This window comes from Caulobacter sp. 1776 (assembly GCF_040545685.1).
Classification (GTDB): Bacteria; Pseudomonadota; Alphaproteobacteria; order Caulobacterales; family Caulobacteraceae; genus Caulobacter.
Map to the genome: position 1 here is coordinate 426,236 of NZ_JBEPMI010000004.1, position 18,627 is coordinate 444,862.

Below are 18,627 nucleotides of genomic sequence, written 5' to 3' on the forward strand. Positions count from 1 at the left end.
GCATGAGCGAAATTTAAGCTGCAAGGCCTGTGGTGACCTGAAACTGTAACGGGTCGCCACGGAGCCGTGCATGTCCGTTTCGCATAAGGCCGCCGCCCTCCTCGCCTTGGCGATTGGCGCTGCAACAACCGCGATGGCCGTTGCCGCGCCGACGCCGAAGACCGCCGTCGCCGCGTTCGAGCGCGGTCCTACCGCCGAACAGGCCAAGGCCGACGACGCTCTAGCCGTCGGGACCCTTTCCGAGCGGCTGCGCAGGGCCAAGACGCCGGGCGTCAGCATCGCCGTTGTCGACGGATGCAAGCTGGCCTGGACACGCGCTTACGGCGTGCGGTCTGCCACGGACGCCACACCGGTTCGGCCGGAGACCCGCTTCCAGGCCGCCTCGATCAGCAAGACCCTGACGGCGGTCGCGGCGCTGCGCCTGGCCAAGGAGGGCAAGCTCGCGCTGGACAGGCCGGTCAACGCCCAGCTTCGCACCTGGACCTTGCCGGCCGCGCCGGGGATCGACGTCGATAAGGTGACACCGCGCGCCCTACTGTCCCACACCGGCGGAACCACGATTAGCAGCTTCCCGGGCTATGCCCGGGGTACGCCCGTTCCGACCTTGGACCAGGTGCTAGCGGGAGCCCCGCCGGTCAACACCGGCCCGATCATCGCCGAAAAACCCGCCGGCGCGCAGGTCGCCTATTCGGGCGGCGGAATGACCGTGATGCAGAAGCTGATCGAGGACGTTTCGGGCGCGTCGTTCGCTCAGGTTCTGGACCGAGAGGTCATCCGCCGCGCTGGCATGACCCGATCGACCTTCTCCACGACAGCGCCATCTGACGACATCGCCCTGGGCCACGACGAACAGGGCGCGCCGATCGCTGGCGATTGGCATGCCTACCCCGAACTGGCGGCCGCCGGTCTCTGGACCACCCCGACCGACCTCGCCCACTTCGGCATCGCGATGAGTCGGGCCTATCAAGGCGAGGGCGATTTCCTGCCCCAAAACCTAGCCCGGGAAGCGCTAATGCCGCAGAGCGCGTTGAAGGACTCCTTTGGCTTGGGCTTCCGCTACATGCCCGCTGACGACGGGAACACGATCTTCTTCCACACTGGCAGCAATGCCGGCTATCGCGCCTTCTTGGTCTTCGACGCGCCGCGCTGCCGGGGCGTGGCGATGATGACCAACAGCGACGGCGGCATGGCGCTGGGCATGTCGCTGCTGCGCGATATCGGCAGAATCTACGACTGGCCGTTCATCACGAAGCTGCTTGGCTAGCGCCGATCCAATCGCCTGTGCAGCTCCGCCTCGACGATCCCCAACCGGCCCCCGGCGGCCACTTTCTCCGCGCCCGTATCAAGGCTGGCCTTTGCCCCGTTCACCTCGACGATCTTGCCGAAGGCGTCGCGGTCCACCGTCGGCTCGGTCAGGGCGATCCGCAGGCGCGAGCCCTTCAACGGCTTCAGCGGCAGGACCACATAGCCCAGGCTCTTGGCGGGCGTGCCGCGATAGACCTCGACCCCATCCACCGTGACGCGTAGCGGGTACGAGCGCAGGCGCCAGCCGATCAGCTTCAGTTCCAGCTCGTCGACCACCTGGGGCTTGTCCAGGCGGTACTCGATCCAGGCGTTGGCCAGCTGGCCGTCGCTGGCCCAGTGGGTCATCTCGTCGTCGTCCTGGGCCAGGCGGGCATCGACCTGGTTGGAGCCGGCGATGGTCTGCGCGGGACGCACCGTGACGCGCCAGGGCTTGAACGACGGCGTCGCGGGCGTCGGACCACGGACCAAGCTGACCGGCAGGGCGTCGTCGCCCACCGGCCCCTGGCCGTCGGCCTTGGCCGGCGTGGCGACGTCCAGAGTCAGGGTGGCGTCGGACAGCCCCTCGGCCTTGGCCGTGACGGTCACCTTGCCTGGCTCTAGAGTCGACCGCAGGGAGACGCGGTTGACGCCCGCCTCGACCGGCAGGGTCTTCGAGAGAATGAAGTTGTCGTCGGTGCGCGCCGCGCCGGGGAATTTGGTCACCTGGTCCACGCCAGCCGCCTTTTCGGGCTCGGTCGAGGTCGGAAGGACGGGTTTGCGGCCCAGGCTGTCCCCCTGAGCGATGCCGCCGCGCCACTCGACCGGCCCCGAGGTCGAGAAGCTGATCGTGTTCAACGCGGTCGGGACGCGCCGGCCCTGCTTGTCCACGACCTCGACATCGACCAGCGCCAAGTCCGCACCGTCGGCCTTCCAGCCGCCTGGCCCGGTGCGCGGCGTCAGGCGCAGCGCGGCCGGCTCCCCGGTGGTCTCGACCGCATGGCGCGAAACAACCTTGCCCCTGGCGTCGTAGCCGACCGCCTCCAGCCTGCCCGGCGTCCAGGCGATCTTGTCGAAGGTGAACAGGAAGCCGTCGCTCTTGCGGCCGTAGCCCAGCGAGCGGCCGTTCAGTTTCAGCTCGACCTTGTCGGCGCTGGCGATCACCAGCACGTCCTTCACCGTCCCTTGAGCGTAGTTCCAATGGCCAACGATGTGGGCGCGCGGCCGCTCGACGTCGACCCAGCCGTCCCACATCACTTGGTGGGCATAGAAGCCTTCCTTCGGCAGCCGCATAGCGTCGACCTCGCCGCTGCGGCGGTAGTTGTTGTCGCCGCGGAAATGGGTGTTGCTGTCCGAGAAGATGATGTTGACGCCGCCCGAGCTGACCCGGCCGCCGCCGCCCGGCCGCTCGCGCCAGTAGTCGTACCAACGGCGAACGTTCTCGGCCGCGTGGCTGTCCTGGTTGCGGTTGTAATCGGGGTTGTCCTTGTGGAACGGCGCGGTGAAGTCGTCCTGAAACTTCCGCGCGCCCTCGTCGCGGGAGTATTCCATGGCCCAGACGGGTTTGGTGGCGCTCTTGTTGATGTAGAGCATCTCGCCGCCGTACTCGGCGACCTTGCTGGACAGCATCTCGCGCGAGCCGATGGCGCGGCCGCCGTGCGGGTCGAAGCGGTCGCGGATGGCCTTCAGCTCGGCCATGTGCTCGTCGCTGATGTTCTCGTTGCCGCCCTCGTAGAAGACGATCGAGGGGTTGTTGCGGAAGCGGACGATGGCGTCGGTCATCACCTCCTTCCGCTGCTCCCAGCGGCGGCCGGTGACGTCGCTCTCGGCGTCGCCGGCGGGCATGGCCTGCATCAGCCCCACGCGGTCGGCCGAGGTCACGTCCTGGCGAGCGGGCGTGATGTGCATCCAGCGCACCAGATTGCCACCGCTCTCGACCATCAGGGCGTTGGAGAAATCGCTGATCCACGGCGGAATGTCCGTCCCCAGCGCCGGCCATTCGTTGCTGGTACGCTGGGCGTAGCCGTGGACTTGAATGACCCGATCGTTCAGTCGGATCATGCCCTGGCCGAAGGCGGTCTTGCGGAAGCCGGTGCGGGTCGTGACCGCATCGACCGTGTTGCCGTCCTCCACCAGGGCCGTGCTCACGGCGTAGAGATAGCCGTAGCCCCAACTCCAGAACTTCAGCCCCGTGAGCCGCCCCTGGGCCGCGACCACGCGGGTCTCGCCGGGCGCGAGGGTAACGGTCGGCCCGGCGAACTCACCGGCGGGCTTGCCCTCGACGTCGCGTAGGGCCACGCGATAGATGAAGGTGCGCGGACGATCGGTCTCGTTACGCACCTCGGACTCGGCGTGGATCGTCGCCGCCCCGCCCTTGATGTCGAAGTCGCCAGCCCAAACGTAGACGCCGGTCGTGCCCAGGCTGGAATACAGCGGCAGGGTTTGGTGCAGGCCGCCCATCAGATGCAGCCGCACGGCGCGGTGGATGCCGCCGTAGTTCACATTGAAGTTGTTGTTGTTCCACTGGAAGGCGCTGCCGGTGGCTTTCTCCTTGTACTTCCAGTCGCTGTCGACGCGGACGGCGACGACGTTCTCGAACGGCGCGGGCTTGAGCAGCTTGGAGGCGTCGACGCCGAAGGCCGTGACGCCGTTCTCGTGCCCGCCCGCCAGCATGCCGTTGACATAGACGTCGCCGGCCTGGCGCACGCCCTCGAACTCCAGGAACGCCTTGCCGCCGGGCGCGAAGTCCGCCGGCAAGACGAAGCGTTTGCGGTACCAGGTGATCCCGTCCTTCAGATCGTGAATGTCGACCTTGAAGGCTTCGTCCTCGTTGAAGGCGTGCGGCAGGGTGACGGCCTTCCAGGCGGCGTCGTCAAAGTCGGACCTCTCGGCGCCAGCGATCTCGCCAGTGGCCATGCGCCAGCCGTCGTTGAAGGCGAATTCGGCGCGCTGGGCCTGAACCTGGGCCGGCGCGACGGCGGCCAACATAGCGACAGCGAGGGGAGCGGACCGGAGAAAGCTCGACATGAACGCCTCGGATTGGTCAGGCCACTTTTGGCTCTTCCGCACGTGTGGCTTGACAGGTCGCTCCCTGTCAAGCAATCTCATTATATCGGATTATATCTCAATATTTGGGATATTTCCCAGGAACGCCGGTCGCCTCCTCGCCCCCGTTCCTCGCGATTGACTGTCCGCCCATCCCCCGTGCGGGCGCATGGAGCGCCTCCTCCAGGCGCTCCATTTTCTTTTTCGACCAGAGCTATTTCGCGCCGAACAGCGCCTTGTCCGCGGCCTCGGCCATGCGGGCGTAGCCAGCGTCGGCCGGATGCAGGTGGTCGCCGCTGTGGAAGCCGTCGACCATCTGGCTGGGCTTGGCCGGATCCTTGGCGACCGCCTCGAAGTCGATGACGCCGTCGAACGCGCCGCTCGTACGGATCCAGGCATTGACGGCCTGGCGCGTCGTCTCACCGGCGGCGTGGTAGTACATCGCGCCCTCGAACGGCAGGATCGTGCCAGCCCAGATCTTCACGCCCCGGGCGTGGGCGCGGTCGATCAGTTGACGATAGCCGGCGATCACCTCGTCGGCCGTAACGGCCTCGCTGGCATAGCCGGGCTGGGCCGCGCGGCCGATATCATTGATACCTTCCAGCAGGACCACCGTCGCCACACCGGGAACCGACAGCACATCGCGGTCGAAGCGCGACAGCGCGCTCGGCCCCGAGCCTTCGCGCAGCAGCCGCCCGCCGCTGATCCCGACATTGACGACGCCCCACTCGCCGCCGCGCGCGGCGATGCGCGCCGCCAATTGCTCGGGCCAACCCATGTCGGCATTGGGCGTCGAGCCCGCCCCCTCGGTGATCGAGTCGCCGATCGTCACCAGCACCGGGCGCTGGGTCGCGCCACGCACGTCGACGCCCGAGACCAATCCCGGACCACGCAAGGCCTGCTCGCCTGGCGTCTCGGTCTTGGCGGTATGGTTGCCCTGCGGTGACAGGAACAGTCGCACGCGGTGGCCGGCCGGCGCGGTCGGCTCGACATAGAAGGTCGAGACCGAGATACGGTCCATGGCCTTGACCTGTAGCACGACCGGATCGCTGAGCAGCGGCCCGCCCGGCGGGATCAGAGCTTCGCCCCGGCCGCCGAAGGTGACGGGGATCGGCGCGCCTAGCGGCTCGCCGTCCGGACCGGCCAGGGCGACGCTCATCGCTCCGACCTTCAGGGGGCGATCGCCCAGTTCGTTGGTCAACCGCAGCCGCAACGCCTCGCCGCCCAGGTTGAGCCGGATGACCTGACGAGCGGTGATATCGGCGAACGCTCGCACCTCGTTGGGCCGCGCCACGGCCTGCGAGGCGCTGGGCGCAGTACCCCAGGCGCCCGACCAGGTCGACAGCGGCGCGGCGACCATCGCTGGTTTGGCCTTCGGCGCCGACAGGGCTGGCGAGCCTGAGATGACGACCACGGCGGCGAAGGCGAGCAAGCTCGCGCGCGAAAGCTTCATGCGTTCCTCCCTCAAGGAATGCGGATCATGGACAGGTCGGGCCGCCCAGATTGGGCTGGCCGGCGACTGAAGCCGGATGCACGCTTTTGGAGATTGGCAGCTTCAGCGCCGCCAGCCGTGTCGCCACCAGGGCCGCGCCCAGCCGCGCGCCCTGCTCGTTGATGTGGGTGTCGTCGCTGACGCCTTCGGGATAGCGCGCGATGTGGTCGTAAGGCTTGTACTGCAGATAGAGGCCGCGCGAGGCCAGCTCCCCCCTCGCCTTCAGCGCCGCCATCATGTCGCCGTCCAGGTCGACCAGCGGAACCTTCAGGTCGGCGGCCACCCTGTGGATCGTCGCGGCATAGGCGGCGTGAGCGTCCTTGGGCTCGCCGTTTTCCCACATCCAGCGGGCGATCGGGGTGACCAGCACCGGCACGGCCTTGGCCGCCCGCACGTCGGCCACGAACCGGCGCAGATTGACGTCATAGGCCCCGTTCGGATCGGTGAAGCGAACGATCTTCTTGGTGTCGGCGTCGTTGTGGCCGAACTGGATCAGCACCGTGTCGCGGGGTTTCAACTGGGCCAGCAGTTGGTCCCATAGCCCCTCCTCGATGAAGGTCTTGGTCGAACGGCCGCCGCGCGCCAGGTTCACGACCTCGATGTTCGGGTCCAGCGAACACTTCAGCACCATGCCCCAGCCCATCTGTGGATAGCTGCTGGCGCCATAGTTGGCTGCGGTGGAGTCGCTGGCGATGACGATGCGCGGCGGCGTCGCGCTGACGGCGGCGGCGAGCGCCAGGGCTGCGATCACGACTTGAACTCCGCGAGGATGGAACGGTCGATCGAGGCCAGATCACGCACGCCGGTCAGGGCCATGGCGACGCGCATCTCCTTCTCGATCAAATCCAGAAGCTGAGTGACGCCCGCCTCGCCGCGCGCGGCCAGGGCGTAGACGAAGGCCCGGCCCAGCAGCACGCCCTTGGCGCCCAGGGCCAGCATCCGCACCACGTCGAGACCGGAGCGCACGCCGCTGTCGGCCAGCACCGTTAACTTGTCCCCCACGGCGTCGGCGATGGCCGGCAGGGCCCGCGCCGAGGACAGCACACCGTCGAGTTGGCGCCCGCCGTGGTTGGAGACGATGACCCCGTCCGCGCCGATGTCGGCGGCGGCCTTGGCGTCCTCGGGGTCAAGCACGCCCTTGATGATCAGCGGTCCCTTCCAGAGCTCGCGGATCCATTCCAGATCCTTCCACTGGATGGACGGATCGAAGTTCGCGCCCAGCCAGCCCATAAAGTCCTCGAGGCCGGAATTGGCGCCCAGCACCGGCGCGACATTACCCAAGGTGTGGGGATGCCCCATCACCCCGACGTCCCAGGCCCAGGCCGGCTTGAACGCCGCCTGCACGAGACGACGGGCGGCGGCGTTTGGGCCGCTCATGCCTGAATGGGCGTCGCGGTAGCGAGCGCCGGGCACAGGCATGTCAACGGTGAACACCAGGGCCGTCGCCCCAGCCGCGCTGGCGCGGGCCAGCAGTTCGCGCATGAAGGCCCGGTCACGCAGCACGTAGAGCTGAAACCAGATCGGCGCGGACGAGGCCTTGCTGACCTCGTCGACGTCGCAGACCGAGACCGTCGACAGGCAGAAGGGCACCCCCTTCTTGGCCGCCGCGCGGGCGGCTTGGCATTCGCCCCGCCGGGCGTACATGCCGGTCAGGCCGACCGGGGCCAGGGCGACCGGCAGGGCCTGCTTGACCCCGAACAGCGTCGTGGAGAGGTCGGCCGCCGAGACATCCTTCAGCACCCGCTGACGCAGGGCGATGTCGGCCAGGTCCGAGACGTTGCGGGCCAAGGTCCGCTCGGCATAGGCGCCGCCGTCGATATAGTCGAACAGGAAGCGCGGCAGCCTGCGCTTGGCCGCCTCCCGGAAGTCCGTGGTCGAGGAAACGATCACGGGATCACTGCAGGTTCACGAACGCGCCGCCGTCGACCAAGAGGGCCGCGCCGGTGACGTACTTGGCCAGGTCCGAGGCCAGGAACACGATCGGACCGGCAAGGTCGTCAGGCTCGCCCAGGCGGCCCAGCGGGATGCGGCCGGCCATGTATTCGCGCTTGGCGACGTCGGCCAGGTCTTCCTTGTTGATCGCCGTCTCGATCGTGCCCGGCAGCACCGAGTTGCAGCGGATGCCGTATTTGCCCAGCGCGATGGCCGTGGACTGCATCAGGCTGTGCACGCCGGCCTTGGTCGGGGTGTAGTGGGTTTGCATGCCGCCGCCGACCAGGGCGCTGATCGAGCTGACGGCGACGATCGCGCCGCCGTTCCCCTGCTTGACCATCTGGTTGGCCGCCGCCTGCACCATGTAGTAGGCGCCAAACAGATTGACCTTCATCGTCCGCTCCATGACCTCGGGCGGCATGTCGAGGAAGGCGTGGAACGGGCAGATGCCTGCGTTGTTGACGAAGACGTCGACCTTGCCGAAGGCATCCACGGCGGCCTGCACGAAGGATGAAGCGGTCTCGACGTTGGCCACGTCGCCCTTCACGGCGATGGCGCGACGGCCCAGGGCCTCGATCTCGCGCACGGCGTCGGCCGCGCCCACTTCGTCGGAGTGATAGTTGATCGCCACATCCGCGCCGTGCCGAGCGCACCCGATCGCGGCGGCCTTGCCGATCCCCTGCGAGGCGCCGGTCACCAGCACCACCTTGTCCTTCAGAAGCATCGTTCCTCCACCTAGGTCTTCTGACCGTCTAGCCTTTGCCGACGGCCGTCCTTTTTCCATTCCAGCCGAGGTCGCGGCCGATGGCGTTGGCCGTGTCGCGGACGTCGTTGACCAGCGCCTGCATCCGCTCGTCGTCCATGTACTGGGCCGCGCCGGAGACGCTGATCGCGCCGACGACCTGGCCGGCCGCCCCGCGGATCGGCGCGGCGACGCAGCGAATGCGGTCCTCGTTCTCCTCCAGGTCGAAGGCCACGCCGCGCTTGGAGTAGTCGCGCATCCAGTCGATCCACTGGGTCTCGTCCGGCGCGCCCGGCGCGGGCGGACCTTCGGCGCGGTACAGCGTGCGCCAACGGTCCTCGGTGTCGTCTAGGACCAGGGCCTTGCCGAGGCCGGTCGAGCGAATCGGTTGGCGGTCGCCGACGCGTGAGCTGATGTTGATCCGCCGCCGGCCGGTCAGCTTGTCGAGATAGAGGGCCCGGTCGTCGTCGAGGACGCCCAGGTGCACCGTGTCCTCGGTGTCCTCCCACAGCTTTTCCAGGTGCGGGCGGGCGACGCGCGGCAGGTCCATCTGTTGGCTGGCCAAGTAGCCCAGCTCCAGCAGTTTGCTGCCAAGGCTGTAGCCTTCGCGCGGCGCCTGCGAGAGCAGGCGGCGTTCGACGAGGGCCGTGGCCAGGCGGTGAGTCGTGCTGCGAGTCAGGCCCAGCTGCTTGGCCAGGGCTGGCAAGGCGATGGTCCCGGACTCGGCGACCACATCCAGCAGATCGAGGCCGCGAAACAGGGTCTGGCTGCCGCTGGGGCTCTTGGTCGTCGCGTTTTCATCCGCCGCCACCGGTTCCGCTCCCCTTGACGCTGGTTTCATTTTGTAGCACTACCTCTCATATTGTGGAACGCAAGGCAAGCGGAACAACGGCGACTCTGTCGAGCGCGCCACCCTCGCGAACCGATAGCGTGTCATAGGTTGTGTTGGGGAGGTAGGCGGAGCCTAAAGGCTTCGCCAGGGCTTGCCGGAGAGGTTCCGGAAGGCGCGCCTTCCTTGTCTTGGGCGTCGTCGAGCGCCCTCAAAGGTTGGAGCCTCGTCGCCATGGCGTTTCCGGTCATCAAGCACGTCCGCGCCTTTGTGGTTCGAGGCGGAGGCGCCGACTATCACGACCAGGGCGACGGCCACTGGATCGACGACCACATCGCCACCCCGATGTCGCGCTATCCGGAATATCGCCAGAGCCGCCAGAGCTTCGGCATCAACGTGCTGGGCACGCTGGTGGTCGAGATCGAGGCCGCCGACGGCACGATCGGCTTCGCGGTGACCACCGGCGGCGAGCCGGCCGCCTACATCGTCGAGAAACACCTGGCCCGCTTCCTGGAAGGCCGCGACCCGGCCGAGGTCGAGAAGATCTGGGACCAGATGTACTTCTCCACCCAATACTACGGCCGCAAGGGCCTGGTGGTGAACGCCCTGTCGGGCGTCGACCTGGCGCTGTGGGACCTGCTGGGCAAGCTGCGCCAGGAGCCGGTCTATCACCTGCTGGGCGGCAAGGTTCGCGACGAGCTGACCTTCTATGCCACGGGCGCGCGCCCGGATTTCGCCAAGCAGATGGGCTTCATCGGCGGCAAGATGCCCCTGCACCACGGCCCGGCCGAGGGCGAGGAAGGCCTGAAGAAGAACCTCGAGGAACTCGCCACCATGCGCGAGCGCTGCGGCGAGGACTTCTGGCTGATGTTCGACTGCTGGATGGCGTTGGACCTCAACTACGCCACCAAGCTGGCTCACAAGGCCAACGAGTATGGCCTGAAGTGGATCGAAGAAGCGCTCAGCCCCGACGACTACTGGGGCTATCGCGATCTCAAGAAGAACGCCCCCAAGGGCATGCTGGTCACCACCGGCGAGCACGAGGCCACCCGCTGGGGCTTCCGCATGCTGCTGGAGATGGAGTGCTGCGACATCATCCAGCCGGACGTGGGCTGGTGCGGCGGCATGACCGAGATCATCAAGATCTCGAACCTGGCGGACAGCCGCGGCGTGCTGTGCATCCCGCACGGTTCCAGCGTCTACAGCTACCACTTCGTCATCACGCGCCATAACAGCCCGTTCGCCGAGTTCCTGATGATGGCCCCGAAGGCCGACGAGGTGGTGCCGATGTTCCACCCGCAGCTGATCGGCGAACCCGTGCCGGTGAACGGCAAGCTCAAGCTCTCCGACGCGCCGGGCTTCGGCGTCGAACTCAATCGCGAGGTCGGTCTGCACCGGCCTTACGCCCGCTGATCTCCCTGAAGGCGAATCCCTATGAAACTGCTCCGCTACGGCCCCAGGGGCTCTGAAAAGCCTGGTCTCCTCGACGCCGACGGCAAGATCCGCGACCTGTCGGCCCACGTCACCGACATCACCGGCGCCCAACTCTCGCCTGCCAGCCTGAAAGCCCTGGCCGCGATCGATCCGACCACTCTGCCCGTCGTCGAGGGCTCGCCCCGCTACGGCGTGCCGGTCAACGGCGTCAGCAAGTTCATCGCCGTGGGCCTGAATTTCGCCGATCACGCCGCGGAGTCGAACCTGCCGATCCCCGAGGAGCCGGTGCTGTTCACCAAGGCTGTCAGCTGTCTGACCGGTCCGAACGACCCGGTGATGCTTCCCAAGGACTCGCTGAAGACCGACTGGGAAGTCGAGCTGGGCGTGGTGATCGGGTCGCGCGCCCGCTACGTCTCGGAAGCCGAGGCCCTCGACCACGTGGCTGGCTATGTCCTGATCAATGACGTCTCCGAGCGCGCCTTCCAGATCGAGCGCGGCGGCACATGGGACAAGGGCAAGGGCTGCGACACTTTCGGCCCGGTCGGCCCTTGGATGGTCACTTCGGATGAGGTCGGCGACCCGCAGAATCTGGGCATGTGGCTGGACGTCAACGGCCAGCGCAAGCAGGACGGCTCGTCCAAGACCATGATCTTCCCGATCAGCAAGCTGGTCTCGTACATCAGCGAGTTCATGACTCTTGAGCCGGGCGATCTGATCACCACCGGCACGCCGCCTGGCGTCGGCATGGGCCAGAAGCCCGAGCCGGTCTATCTGAAGGCTGGCGACGAGATCCGCCTGGGCATCGAGAAGCTGGGCGAGCAGCGCCAGATCGTCGTCGCCTGGACTAAGGAAGGCGTCCAGTGAGCACGCCCTACGCCAATCGTTTCTATCCGGGTCGCTTTGGGGGCCGGTGCGCGGTGATCACTGGCGGGGCCTCGGGCCTGGGCCGTTCGGTCGCCGCCCGCATCGTCGCCGAGGGCGGCCAGGTCTCGCTATGGGACGTGGACGCCGAGGGCCTGAAGGAGACCGCGACCGAAGTCGGCGCGGCGCACACCGTCGCGCTTGACGTCTCCGACGAGGACGCCGTCTTCGCCGCCGCCAAGGCCGCCAACGAGGTCCTGGGCCGCATCGATATCCTGGTCGCCTCGGCCGGCATCACCGGCGCCACGGCCACGGTGTACGAGTATCCGACGGAGAGTTGGAAGCGAGTATTCGACATCAACGTCAACGGCGTCTTCTACTGCTGCAAGGCCGTGGTCCCGTTCATGCTGGCGGGCGGCTATGGCCGGATTGTCAACGTCGCCTCGGTCGCGGGCAAGGAAGGCAACCCCAACGCCGGCGCCTATTCGGCGTCGAAGGCGGCAGTGATCGGCCTGACCAAGTCGCTGGGCAAGGAGCTGGCCACCAAGGGCGTGATCGCCAACAGCATCACACCGGCCACCTTCGAGAGCCCGATCCTGGAGCAGCTGCCCCAGAGCCAGGTCGACTACATGCGCGGCAAGATCCCGATGGGCCGCCTGGGCGAGATCCACGAGAGCGCGGCCATGGTCTGCTTCATGGCTTCGGAGGAGTGCAGCTTCACCACCGCCGCCACCTTCGACACCTCCGGCGGCCGGACCACGTTCTAGGAGGGAGCCATGGCGTACACGGGTCCCATCGTCGATCCCCACATGCACCTGTGGGACCTCGATCGGCACTACTACGCCTGGCTCCAGGACACGCCGCTGCCGAACAACCCGGCCGGCGACATGTTGTCGATCGCCTACAGGTCCTATGGACTGGACGACTATCTCGCCGACGCCAAGGGCTGGAACGTCGTCCAGACGGTCCATGTCGAATGCGGTCTGCCACCGAAGGACCAGCTGTCCGAGACCGACTGGCTGCAGGCGATCGCCGATCAGCGCGGCGTGATCGGCGGTATCGTCGCCGGGGCCAATCTGGACGATCCGGACGTCGAGGCGATGCTGGCGGCCCACGCCGCCCGTCGCAACGTCCGGGGCATCCGCCAGATCGTCAACTGGCACAACGATCCGGCCAAGACCTACGGCCCGACCGACAAGCTGCAAGACCCGCAATGGCGGGCCGGGTTCGCCCTGCTGGCCAAGTACGGCCTGTCGTTCGACCTGCAACTCTACGCCTCGCAGATGCCGACGGCGGCCGAACTGGCCGATGCCCATCCGGACATCCCGCTAATCGTCAACCACGCCGGCATGCCGACGGATCGCGACGAAGCGGGCCTGGCCGCCTGGCGCGAAGGCCTGGCCGTGCTGGCCGGCCGCCCGAACGTCAGCTGCAAGATCTCGGGCCTGGCCATGGTCGACCGGTCGTGGACCACGGCGAGCCTGAAGCCCTTCGTGCTCCAGGTCATCGAGACCTTTGGGATCGAGCGCTGCATGTTCGCCAGCAACTTCCCGGTCGAGAAGGTCCACGGCAGCTTCGGCGCCTTCTACGCCGCCTACGACGCGATCACGGCCGACTTCGGCCACGACGAGCGCGAGGCGCTGTTCTTCGGGACCGCCCGGCGGGTCTACCGGCTGGAAAACTAACAACAAGGACGGGAGGAAGACGATGAGCACGACGACGGAAAACCGCCCCCTCGCCTTCCGCATGCAGCTGAAGCCGGGCGTCGCCGCCGAGTACGAGCGCCGCCACGACGAACTGTGGCCCGACCTCGCGCAGGCCCTGCGCGACGCGGGGATCCACGACTATTCGATCTTCCTGGACGAGGAGACCATGAGCCTCTTCGCCGTGCTGCGCCTGCGCCCCGACCACAACAAGGACGCCTTGCCGCTGCAGCCGGTGATGAAGCGCTGGTGGGACTTCATGGCCGACCTGATGGAGGTCCATCCGGACAACAAGCCCGTCGAGTGGCCCCTGAAGCCCGTCTTCTATTTCGAGGGCTGAGGATGCGTTTCGCCCTCCCCGCGCTCGGACTGGCCGCCGCCTTGATGACGACCAGCGCGCCCGTTCAGTCTTTTGGCGCCGAGCCCGTCCGCTACACGATGACGGCGTTCACCAACGCCAGCCAGTCGAACATGAGCGTGTACGACTCGGCGGACGGAACGCGCTTCACCCTGAAGAAGCCGCTGGCCTACACCCCGCCCAAGGGCCTCATCCGCGATCCCAGCGTGATGAAGCATACGGACGGCTGGTACTACGTCGCCTACACCACCGGCTGGACTGGCGACACGATCGGCCTGGCCCGCAGCCAGAACCTCACCGACTGGACTTTCCTGCGCGACGTGAAGATCGACGTCCCCGGCGCGACCAACAGCTGGGCGCCGGAGTGGTTCGTCGACCAGGACGGGTCGGTGAACCTGATCTTGTCGGTCTCGACCACCGGCATCGCCGGCCTGTTCCAGCCGATGCGCATCACCGCGACCGACGCCTCGCTGGCCGATTGGAGCAAGCCCAAGCCGCTATCCGGCCTCGGGCCGAACTTCATCGACACCTTCGTCGTGCGCCAGGACGGGCTCTATCAAGCCTTCGCCAAGAACGAGACGAGCAAGTTCATCGAGCTGTGGACCGCACCGTCGCTGGACGGTCCTTGGCAGGCCAAGGGAACCGGCGACTGGGCCGGCTGGGGTCGGGGCGTCGAAGGCCCCGCCATGATCCGCACATCCGACGGCGGCTGGCGGATCTATTTCGACGAGTACGCAGCCAAGCGCTACTGGTCGTCGGACAGCAAGGACGGTTTCAGGACCTGGACCCAGAAGGTTGAATTGCCGGAGCTTTCCGGCACGGTGCGCCACTTCACGGTGCTGAAGGAAGGCGGCGATCCGCCCGCCGTCGCTAAGCCCGCCGAAGCTCACAAGATCACCTGGGACAGGTACTCGCTGAAGGTCGACGATCAGCGGGTCTTCTCGTGGGGCGGCGAGTTTCACCCCTTCCGCGTGCCAAGCCCCGACCTGTGGCGCGACATTCTCCAGAAGATGAAGGCCAGCGGCTACAACACCGTCGCGATCTATTTCGACTGGGGGTACCACTCGCCCAAGCAGGGGGTCTACGACTTCAGCGGCGTGCGCGACATGGATCGCGTGCTGACCATGGCCAAGGAAGAAGGCCTCTACGTCATCACCCGCGCCGGGCCTTACGTGAACGCCGAGCTGACCCGGGGCGGTTTCCCTGGATGGCTGGTCAACCAGCAGGCTCGCGCCCGCACCGATGCGCCGGAATACATCCAAGCCGCCGACGAGTGGCTGACCCAGATCAACGCCGTCATCGCCCGCCACCAGCTGACCACCGGTCAGGGCACGGTGATCGCCCACCAGATCGAGAACGAACTCGACGTCGTCGGCGCGCCGCAGCAGCGATACATGCAGTGGCTGGCCGACAAGGCCAAGGCCGATGGCATCACCGTCCCGATCTTCCACAACGACAAGGGCCGCAACGGCTACTGGGTCCCGAAGGGCTCGAACGTGCCCGGGACCGTAGAAGGCCCGAACGACCTCTACGCCTTCGACGGCTATCCAGGCGGCAACTGCCGCGTCGACTCCAAGCCGGCGAGCCCCGGCGTCGCGCCGGACTGGGGGATCTACGGCGTGAACGGGGCCAAGGGCGGCGCCTTGGCCAGCCCGAACACGCCCGGCTTCCTGGCCGAGTTCGGCGGCGGCTGGTTCGACTACTGGGGCAGCAACGGCGACTACGACTGCACGGCCGTCCACCGCGGCGTCGGCTACCAGCGGGTGTTCTACGCAACCAATGTCGCCAACGGCATCACGCTGCAGAGCTTCTACATGACCTATGGCGGAACCAGCTGGGGCTGGCTGCCGGCCCCGGTGGTGTTCAGCTCATACGACTATGGCTCGGCGATCGACGAGGCTCGGGGCCTGCGCGACAAGATCCGGGTGATGAAGCAGATGGGCGAGTTCATCGCCGCCGTCCCCGACCTCCGCCGCATGGACAAGGGCGAGGCGATCGTTCCGTCGAACGACAAGGTCCGCATCTATCACAACGTGAACCTCGAGACGGGCGGACACCTTTATGTGGTGGTCCACAACCCGAGCAGCGCCACCGGCGACGAGGCCTTCACCTTCAAGCTGAAGACCCGCGACGGCGAGTACGTGGTCCCCTCGCGGATCAAGGGCCAGGACGCCAAGATGCTGATGGCCAGCTACGATCTGGGCGGCCAGCGGTTGGTCTATTCGACGTCCGAGATCCAGACTCACCTGAAGTGGAATGACGGCGACCTGGCTTTGCTCTACGGCCGCGCCGGCGAGGCGGGCGAGACCGTGCTGCGCTATGCGTCCGCGCCGAAGGTCGAGGTGCTGGACGGCGATGTCGCTTCGGCCTTCGACTCGACCAAGGGCGATTTGAAACTGACCTACCAGCACAAGGGCCTGGCCCGCGTGCGGATCACCGGCGGCGGTCGCCCGCCCTTGACCCTGCTGCTGGCCGACGCCGAGACCGGCCAGGCCTTCTGGCGGCGCGACACCGCCCTGATCCGAGGTCCGGGCCTGATCCGGAGCGACGCGACCAAGGGCGGCATGCTCAGCCTGACCGGCGACACCGAGACCGTTAGCCCGCTTGAAGTCTTCGCGCCCAAGGCCGTGACGTCGGTCCGCTGGAACGGCGCCAAGATCGCGGCCAAGGCCACCGCCTCGGGCAGCCTGCTGGCCGACAAGGCGCTAGCCGGTCCGGCCGTGACCGCCCTGCCCAATCTCGCCCAACTGATCTGGAAGACCGCGCCCGGCTCGCCCGAGGCGGATCCGAAGTTCGACGACGCAGCCTGGCTGAAGACCGAGGGCCGTCGCAGCGGCTCGACCGTGCGTGGCCCTACCGGCCAGCCGGCTTTGGACATGAGCGCCTACGGCTTCCACCAGGGCGACGTCTGGTATCGCGGCCGCTACCAGGGCCAGGCTGACATCGACACCCTGACCCTGCACTACGGGGCCGGCGGCGCGGGCATGCTGCAGGTGTGGCTGGATGGCCGCTTTCTAGGGCAGCACGAGCTGGACGGCGGCCTTCCCCGCCCGATCACCACCGGCGTCGCCACCTTCAAGCTGCCCGAGGATCTGCGCGGAACCGGCGAACACGTGCTGTCGGTCATGGTCCGCAACAACGGCCACAACTGGGACCTCGACGCCGACGACTTTCACAAGGAAGCGCGCGGCTTGGTTTCGGCCTCGCTGTCGGGTCCGGGGACCTACAGCTTCGCCGTGCCAATCGCCTGGAAGATCCAGGGAAACAAGGGCGGCGAAGACATCCAGGACCCGGTGCGCGGCAACGCTAACAATGGCGGCCAGTATGGCGAGCGCGAGGGCTGGCACCTGCCGGGCTTCCCGGACGCGGCCTGGGCCAAGGCCGACATGACGGCGACCACGCCCTATGCGGGCACGACTTGGTATCGCACGAGCTTCGACCTCGCCTTTCCCAAGGACCAGGACACGACCCTGGGCCTGACCATCGGCGATCCGGACAAGCCCCGCTCGCCGAACAAGCGTTACCGCGTGCTGATCTTCGTCAACGGCTGGAACATGGGCCAGTTCATCGCCCATGTCGGGCCGCAACGGACCTTTGTCCTGCCCAATGGCATCGTTGATCCGCGCGGCAAGAACACGCTCGCCTTGGCGGTGACCAGCGACGGCGCTCCTGGCGACGCGCTGGAAGCCGTCAAGCTGGTCAACCTGCGCACCGTGCGCGGCGGCATCCCCGTCGCCCGCGTGCCCGCGCCCGATTTCAAACCCTGATACCGGACTATTGGAGACTACCGTGCCCAATCTCGCCTACGGCCTCGAGGCCAAGGACATCAAGGCCAAGATCGCCCTGCTGATCAGCAACCTTGTCGACATCAAGGACGAGACGGGCGAGTTTCTGCTGCGCCTCGACGATGGCCGGGTCATCGACACCAAGGGCTGGAACGACTGGGAGTGGACTCACGGCGTGGGCCTCTACGGCCTCTGGAAGCAGTACGAGATGTACGGCGACGAGCGCGCCTTCGACATCATGACCCAGTGGTTCGCCGATCGCTTCGAGGCCGGCACCCCGACCAAGAACATCAATACGGTCTCGCCGTTCCTGACCCTGGCCTATCTGTACGAGGCCACCGGCGATCACACCTATCTGCCGTACCTGGAGACTTGGGCCGACTACGTCATGTACGAGGGGCCCCGCACCGAGGAAGGCGGCTTCCAGCACATCGTCTTCAACAGCGAGAACCCGCAGCAGCTGTGGGACGACACGCTGATGATGAGCGTGCTGCCGCTGGCCAAGATCGGCCTCCTGCTGGACCGCCCCGACTTCGTCGAGGAAGCCAAGCGCCAGTTCATGGTCCACATCAAATACCTGGCCGACCGCAAGACCGGCCTGTGGTTCCACGGCTGGACCTTCGAGGGGCGCCACAACTTCGCCGACGCCCTGTGGGCGCGCGGCAATTGCTGGGTGACCATCGCCATTCCCGAGTTCATCGAGCTTCTGGACCTCAAGCCGGGCGATGGCCTGCGCGCCTTCCTGATCGATGCGCTGGAAGCCCAGATCAAGGCGCTGACCCAGTTCCAGGACGCCGAGACCGGCCTCTGGCATACGATCATCAACGACAAGACCTCGTACCTGGAAGCCTCGGCCACGGCTGGCTTCGCCTATGGAATCCTGAAAGCCGTGCGCAAGCGCTACATCGGCAAGGACTACGAGGCCGTCGCCATCCGCGCCATCAAGGGCGTGCTGGCCAATATCGACGAGGCGGGCGAGCTGCAGCAGGTCTCGTTCGGCACCCCGGTGTTCGATACGATCCAGGGCTACAAGGACATCCCCCTGACCTCGATGCCCTACGGCCAGTCGCTGGCCATGCTGGCCCTGGGCGAGTTCCAGCGGGCGTTCATTTAGCCTCTCCGCACACAGTCACCGATCCGGCCCAAGGTCGGATCGGCAAGGGGC

14 protein-coding genes are annotated in these 18,627 nt (G+C 67.0%); 8 read left to right on the top strand and 6 right to left on the bottom strand.

Going from position 1 to position 18,627, the window contains the following annotated elements; genetic code table 11:
* The first annotated feature begins 70 nt into the window (after positions 1-70).
* A complete protein-coding gene (locus ABIC66_RS13400; protein ID WP_354070776.1) occupies positions 71-1,264 on the top strand; it encodes a serine hydrolase domain-containing protein in 1,194 nt (397 codons plus the stop codon).
* On the opposite strand, the gene ABIC66_RS13405 is transcribed toward ABIC66_RS13400, so the two are convergent.
* The 6 genes from ABIC66_RS13405 to ABIC66_RS13430 all read right to left on the bottom strand — a co-directional run bounded on the left by ABIC66_RS13405 (position 1,261) and on the right by ABIC66_RS13430 (position 9,333).
* A complete protein-coding gene (locus ABIC66_RS13405; protein WP_354070777.1) occupies positions 1,261-4,269 on the bottom strand; it encodes a glycoside hydrolase family 2 protein in 3,009 nt (1,002 codons plus the stop codon). The two genes, ABIC66_RS13400 and ABIC66_RS13405, sit on opposite strands and share 4 nt — an antisense overlap.
* A 271-nt stretch (positions 4,270-4,540) precedes the next feature.
* A complete protein-coding gene (locus tag ABIC66_RS13410; RefSeq protein ID WP_354070778.1) occupies positions 4,541-5,779 on the bottom strand; it encodes an SGNH/GDSL hydrolase family protein in 1,239 nt (412 codons plus the stop codon).
* Positions 5,780-5,804: 25 nt separating this feature from the next.
* A complete protein-coding gene (locus ABIC66_RS13415; RefSeq protein WP_354070779.1) occupies positions 5,805-6,569 on the bottom strand; it encodes a rhamnogalacturonan acetylesterase in 765 nt (254 codons plus the stop codon).
* The gene (lldD, locus tag ABIC66_RS13420; RefSeq protein ID WP_354070780.1) at positions 6,566-7,708 is read right to left on the bottom strand and encodes an FMN-dependent L-lactate dehydrogenase LldD; all 1,143 of its coding nucleotides are present in this window, start codon (positions 7,706-7,708) and stop codon (positions 6,566-6,568) included. Before lldD ends, ABIC66_RS13415 begins: the two co-directional genes overlap by 4 nt.
* Positions 7,709-7,712: 4 nt before the next feature.
* Positions 7,713-8,474 (bottom strand): L-rhamnose 1-dehydrogenase Lra1, encoded by a 762-nt coding sequence (lra1, locus tag ABIC66_RS13425; protein WP_354070781.1) that lies wholly within the window; start codon positions 8,472-8,474, stop codon positions 7,713-7,715.
* A gap of 28 nt (positions 8,475-8,502) precedes the next feature.
* Positions 8,503-9,333 carry an IclR family transcriptional regulator gene (locus ABIC66_RS13430; RefSeq protein WP_502910349.1) on the bottom strand — a complete coding sequence of 277 codons (831 nt, stop codon included), beginning with the start codon at positions 9,331-9,333 and terminating at the stop codon, positions 8,503-8,505.
* 222 nt (positions 9,334-9,555) lie between these two features.
* Here ABIC66_RS13430 and rhmD point away from each other — a divergent pair, with 222 nt between their 5' ends.
* From rhmD to bglB, 7 genes are read left to right on the top strand one after another with little or no spacing between them, the layout of a single operon-like run.
* The gene (gene rhmD / locus ABIC66_RS13435; protein WP_354070783.1) at positions 9,556-10,734 is read left to right on the top strand and encodes an L-rhamnonate dehydratase; all 1,179 of its coding nucleotides are present in this window, start codon (positions 9,556-9,558) and stop codon (positions 10,732-10,734) included.
* Positions 10,735-10,755: 21 nt separating this feature from the next.
* Entirely contained in the window at positions 10,756-11,619 is an 864-nt protein-coding gene (locus ABIC66_RS13440) for a 2,4-didehydro-3-deoxy-L-rhamnonate hydrolase (RefSeq protein WP_354070784.1), read from the top strand.
* On the top strand, positions 11,616-12,383 hold the full coding sequence (locus ABIC66_RS13445) for an SDR family NAD(P)-dependent oxidoreductase (RefSeq protein ID WP_354070785.1): 768 nt from the start codon (positions 11,616-11,618) through the stop codon (positions 12,381-12,383). Before ABIC66_RS13440 ends, ABIC66_RS13445 begins: the two co-directional genes overlap by 4 nt.
* Before the next feature lie 9 nt (positions 12,384-12,392).
* Positions 12,393-13,301: an amidohydrolase family protein gene (locus ABIC66_RS13450; RefSeq protein ID WP_354070786.1), complete on the top strand. Its 909-nt coding sequence runs from the start codon at positions 12,393-12,395 to the stop codon at positions 13,299-13,301.
* Positions 13,302-13,323: 22 nt separating this feature from the next.
* Entirely contained in the window at positions 13,324-13,659 is a 336-nt protein-coding gene (rhaM, locus tag ABIC66_RS13455; protein ID WP_354070787.1) for an L-rhamnose mutarotase, read from the top strand.
* Positions 13,660-13,661: 2 nt separating this feature from the next.
* On the top strand, positions 13,662-17,444 hold the full coding sequence (locus ABIC66_RS13460) for a beta-galactosidase (protein WP_354070788.1): 3,783 nt from the start codon (positions 13,662-13,664) through the stop codon (positions 17,442-17,444).
* A 22-nt stretch (positions 17,445-17,466) separates the two neighbouring features.
* Complete coding sequence (bglB, locus tag ABIC66_RS13465; protein WP_354070789.1) at positions 17,467-18,576, top strand: beta-galactosidase BglB; 1,110 nt, start codon at positions 17,467-17,469, stop codon at positions 18,574-18,576.
* Positions 18,577-18,627 lie beyond the last annotated feature (51 nt).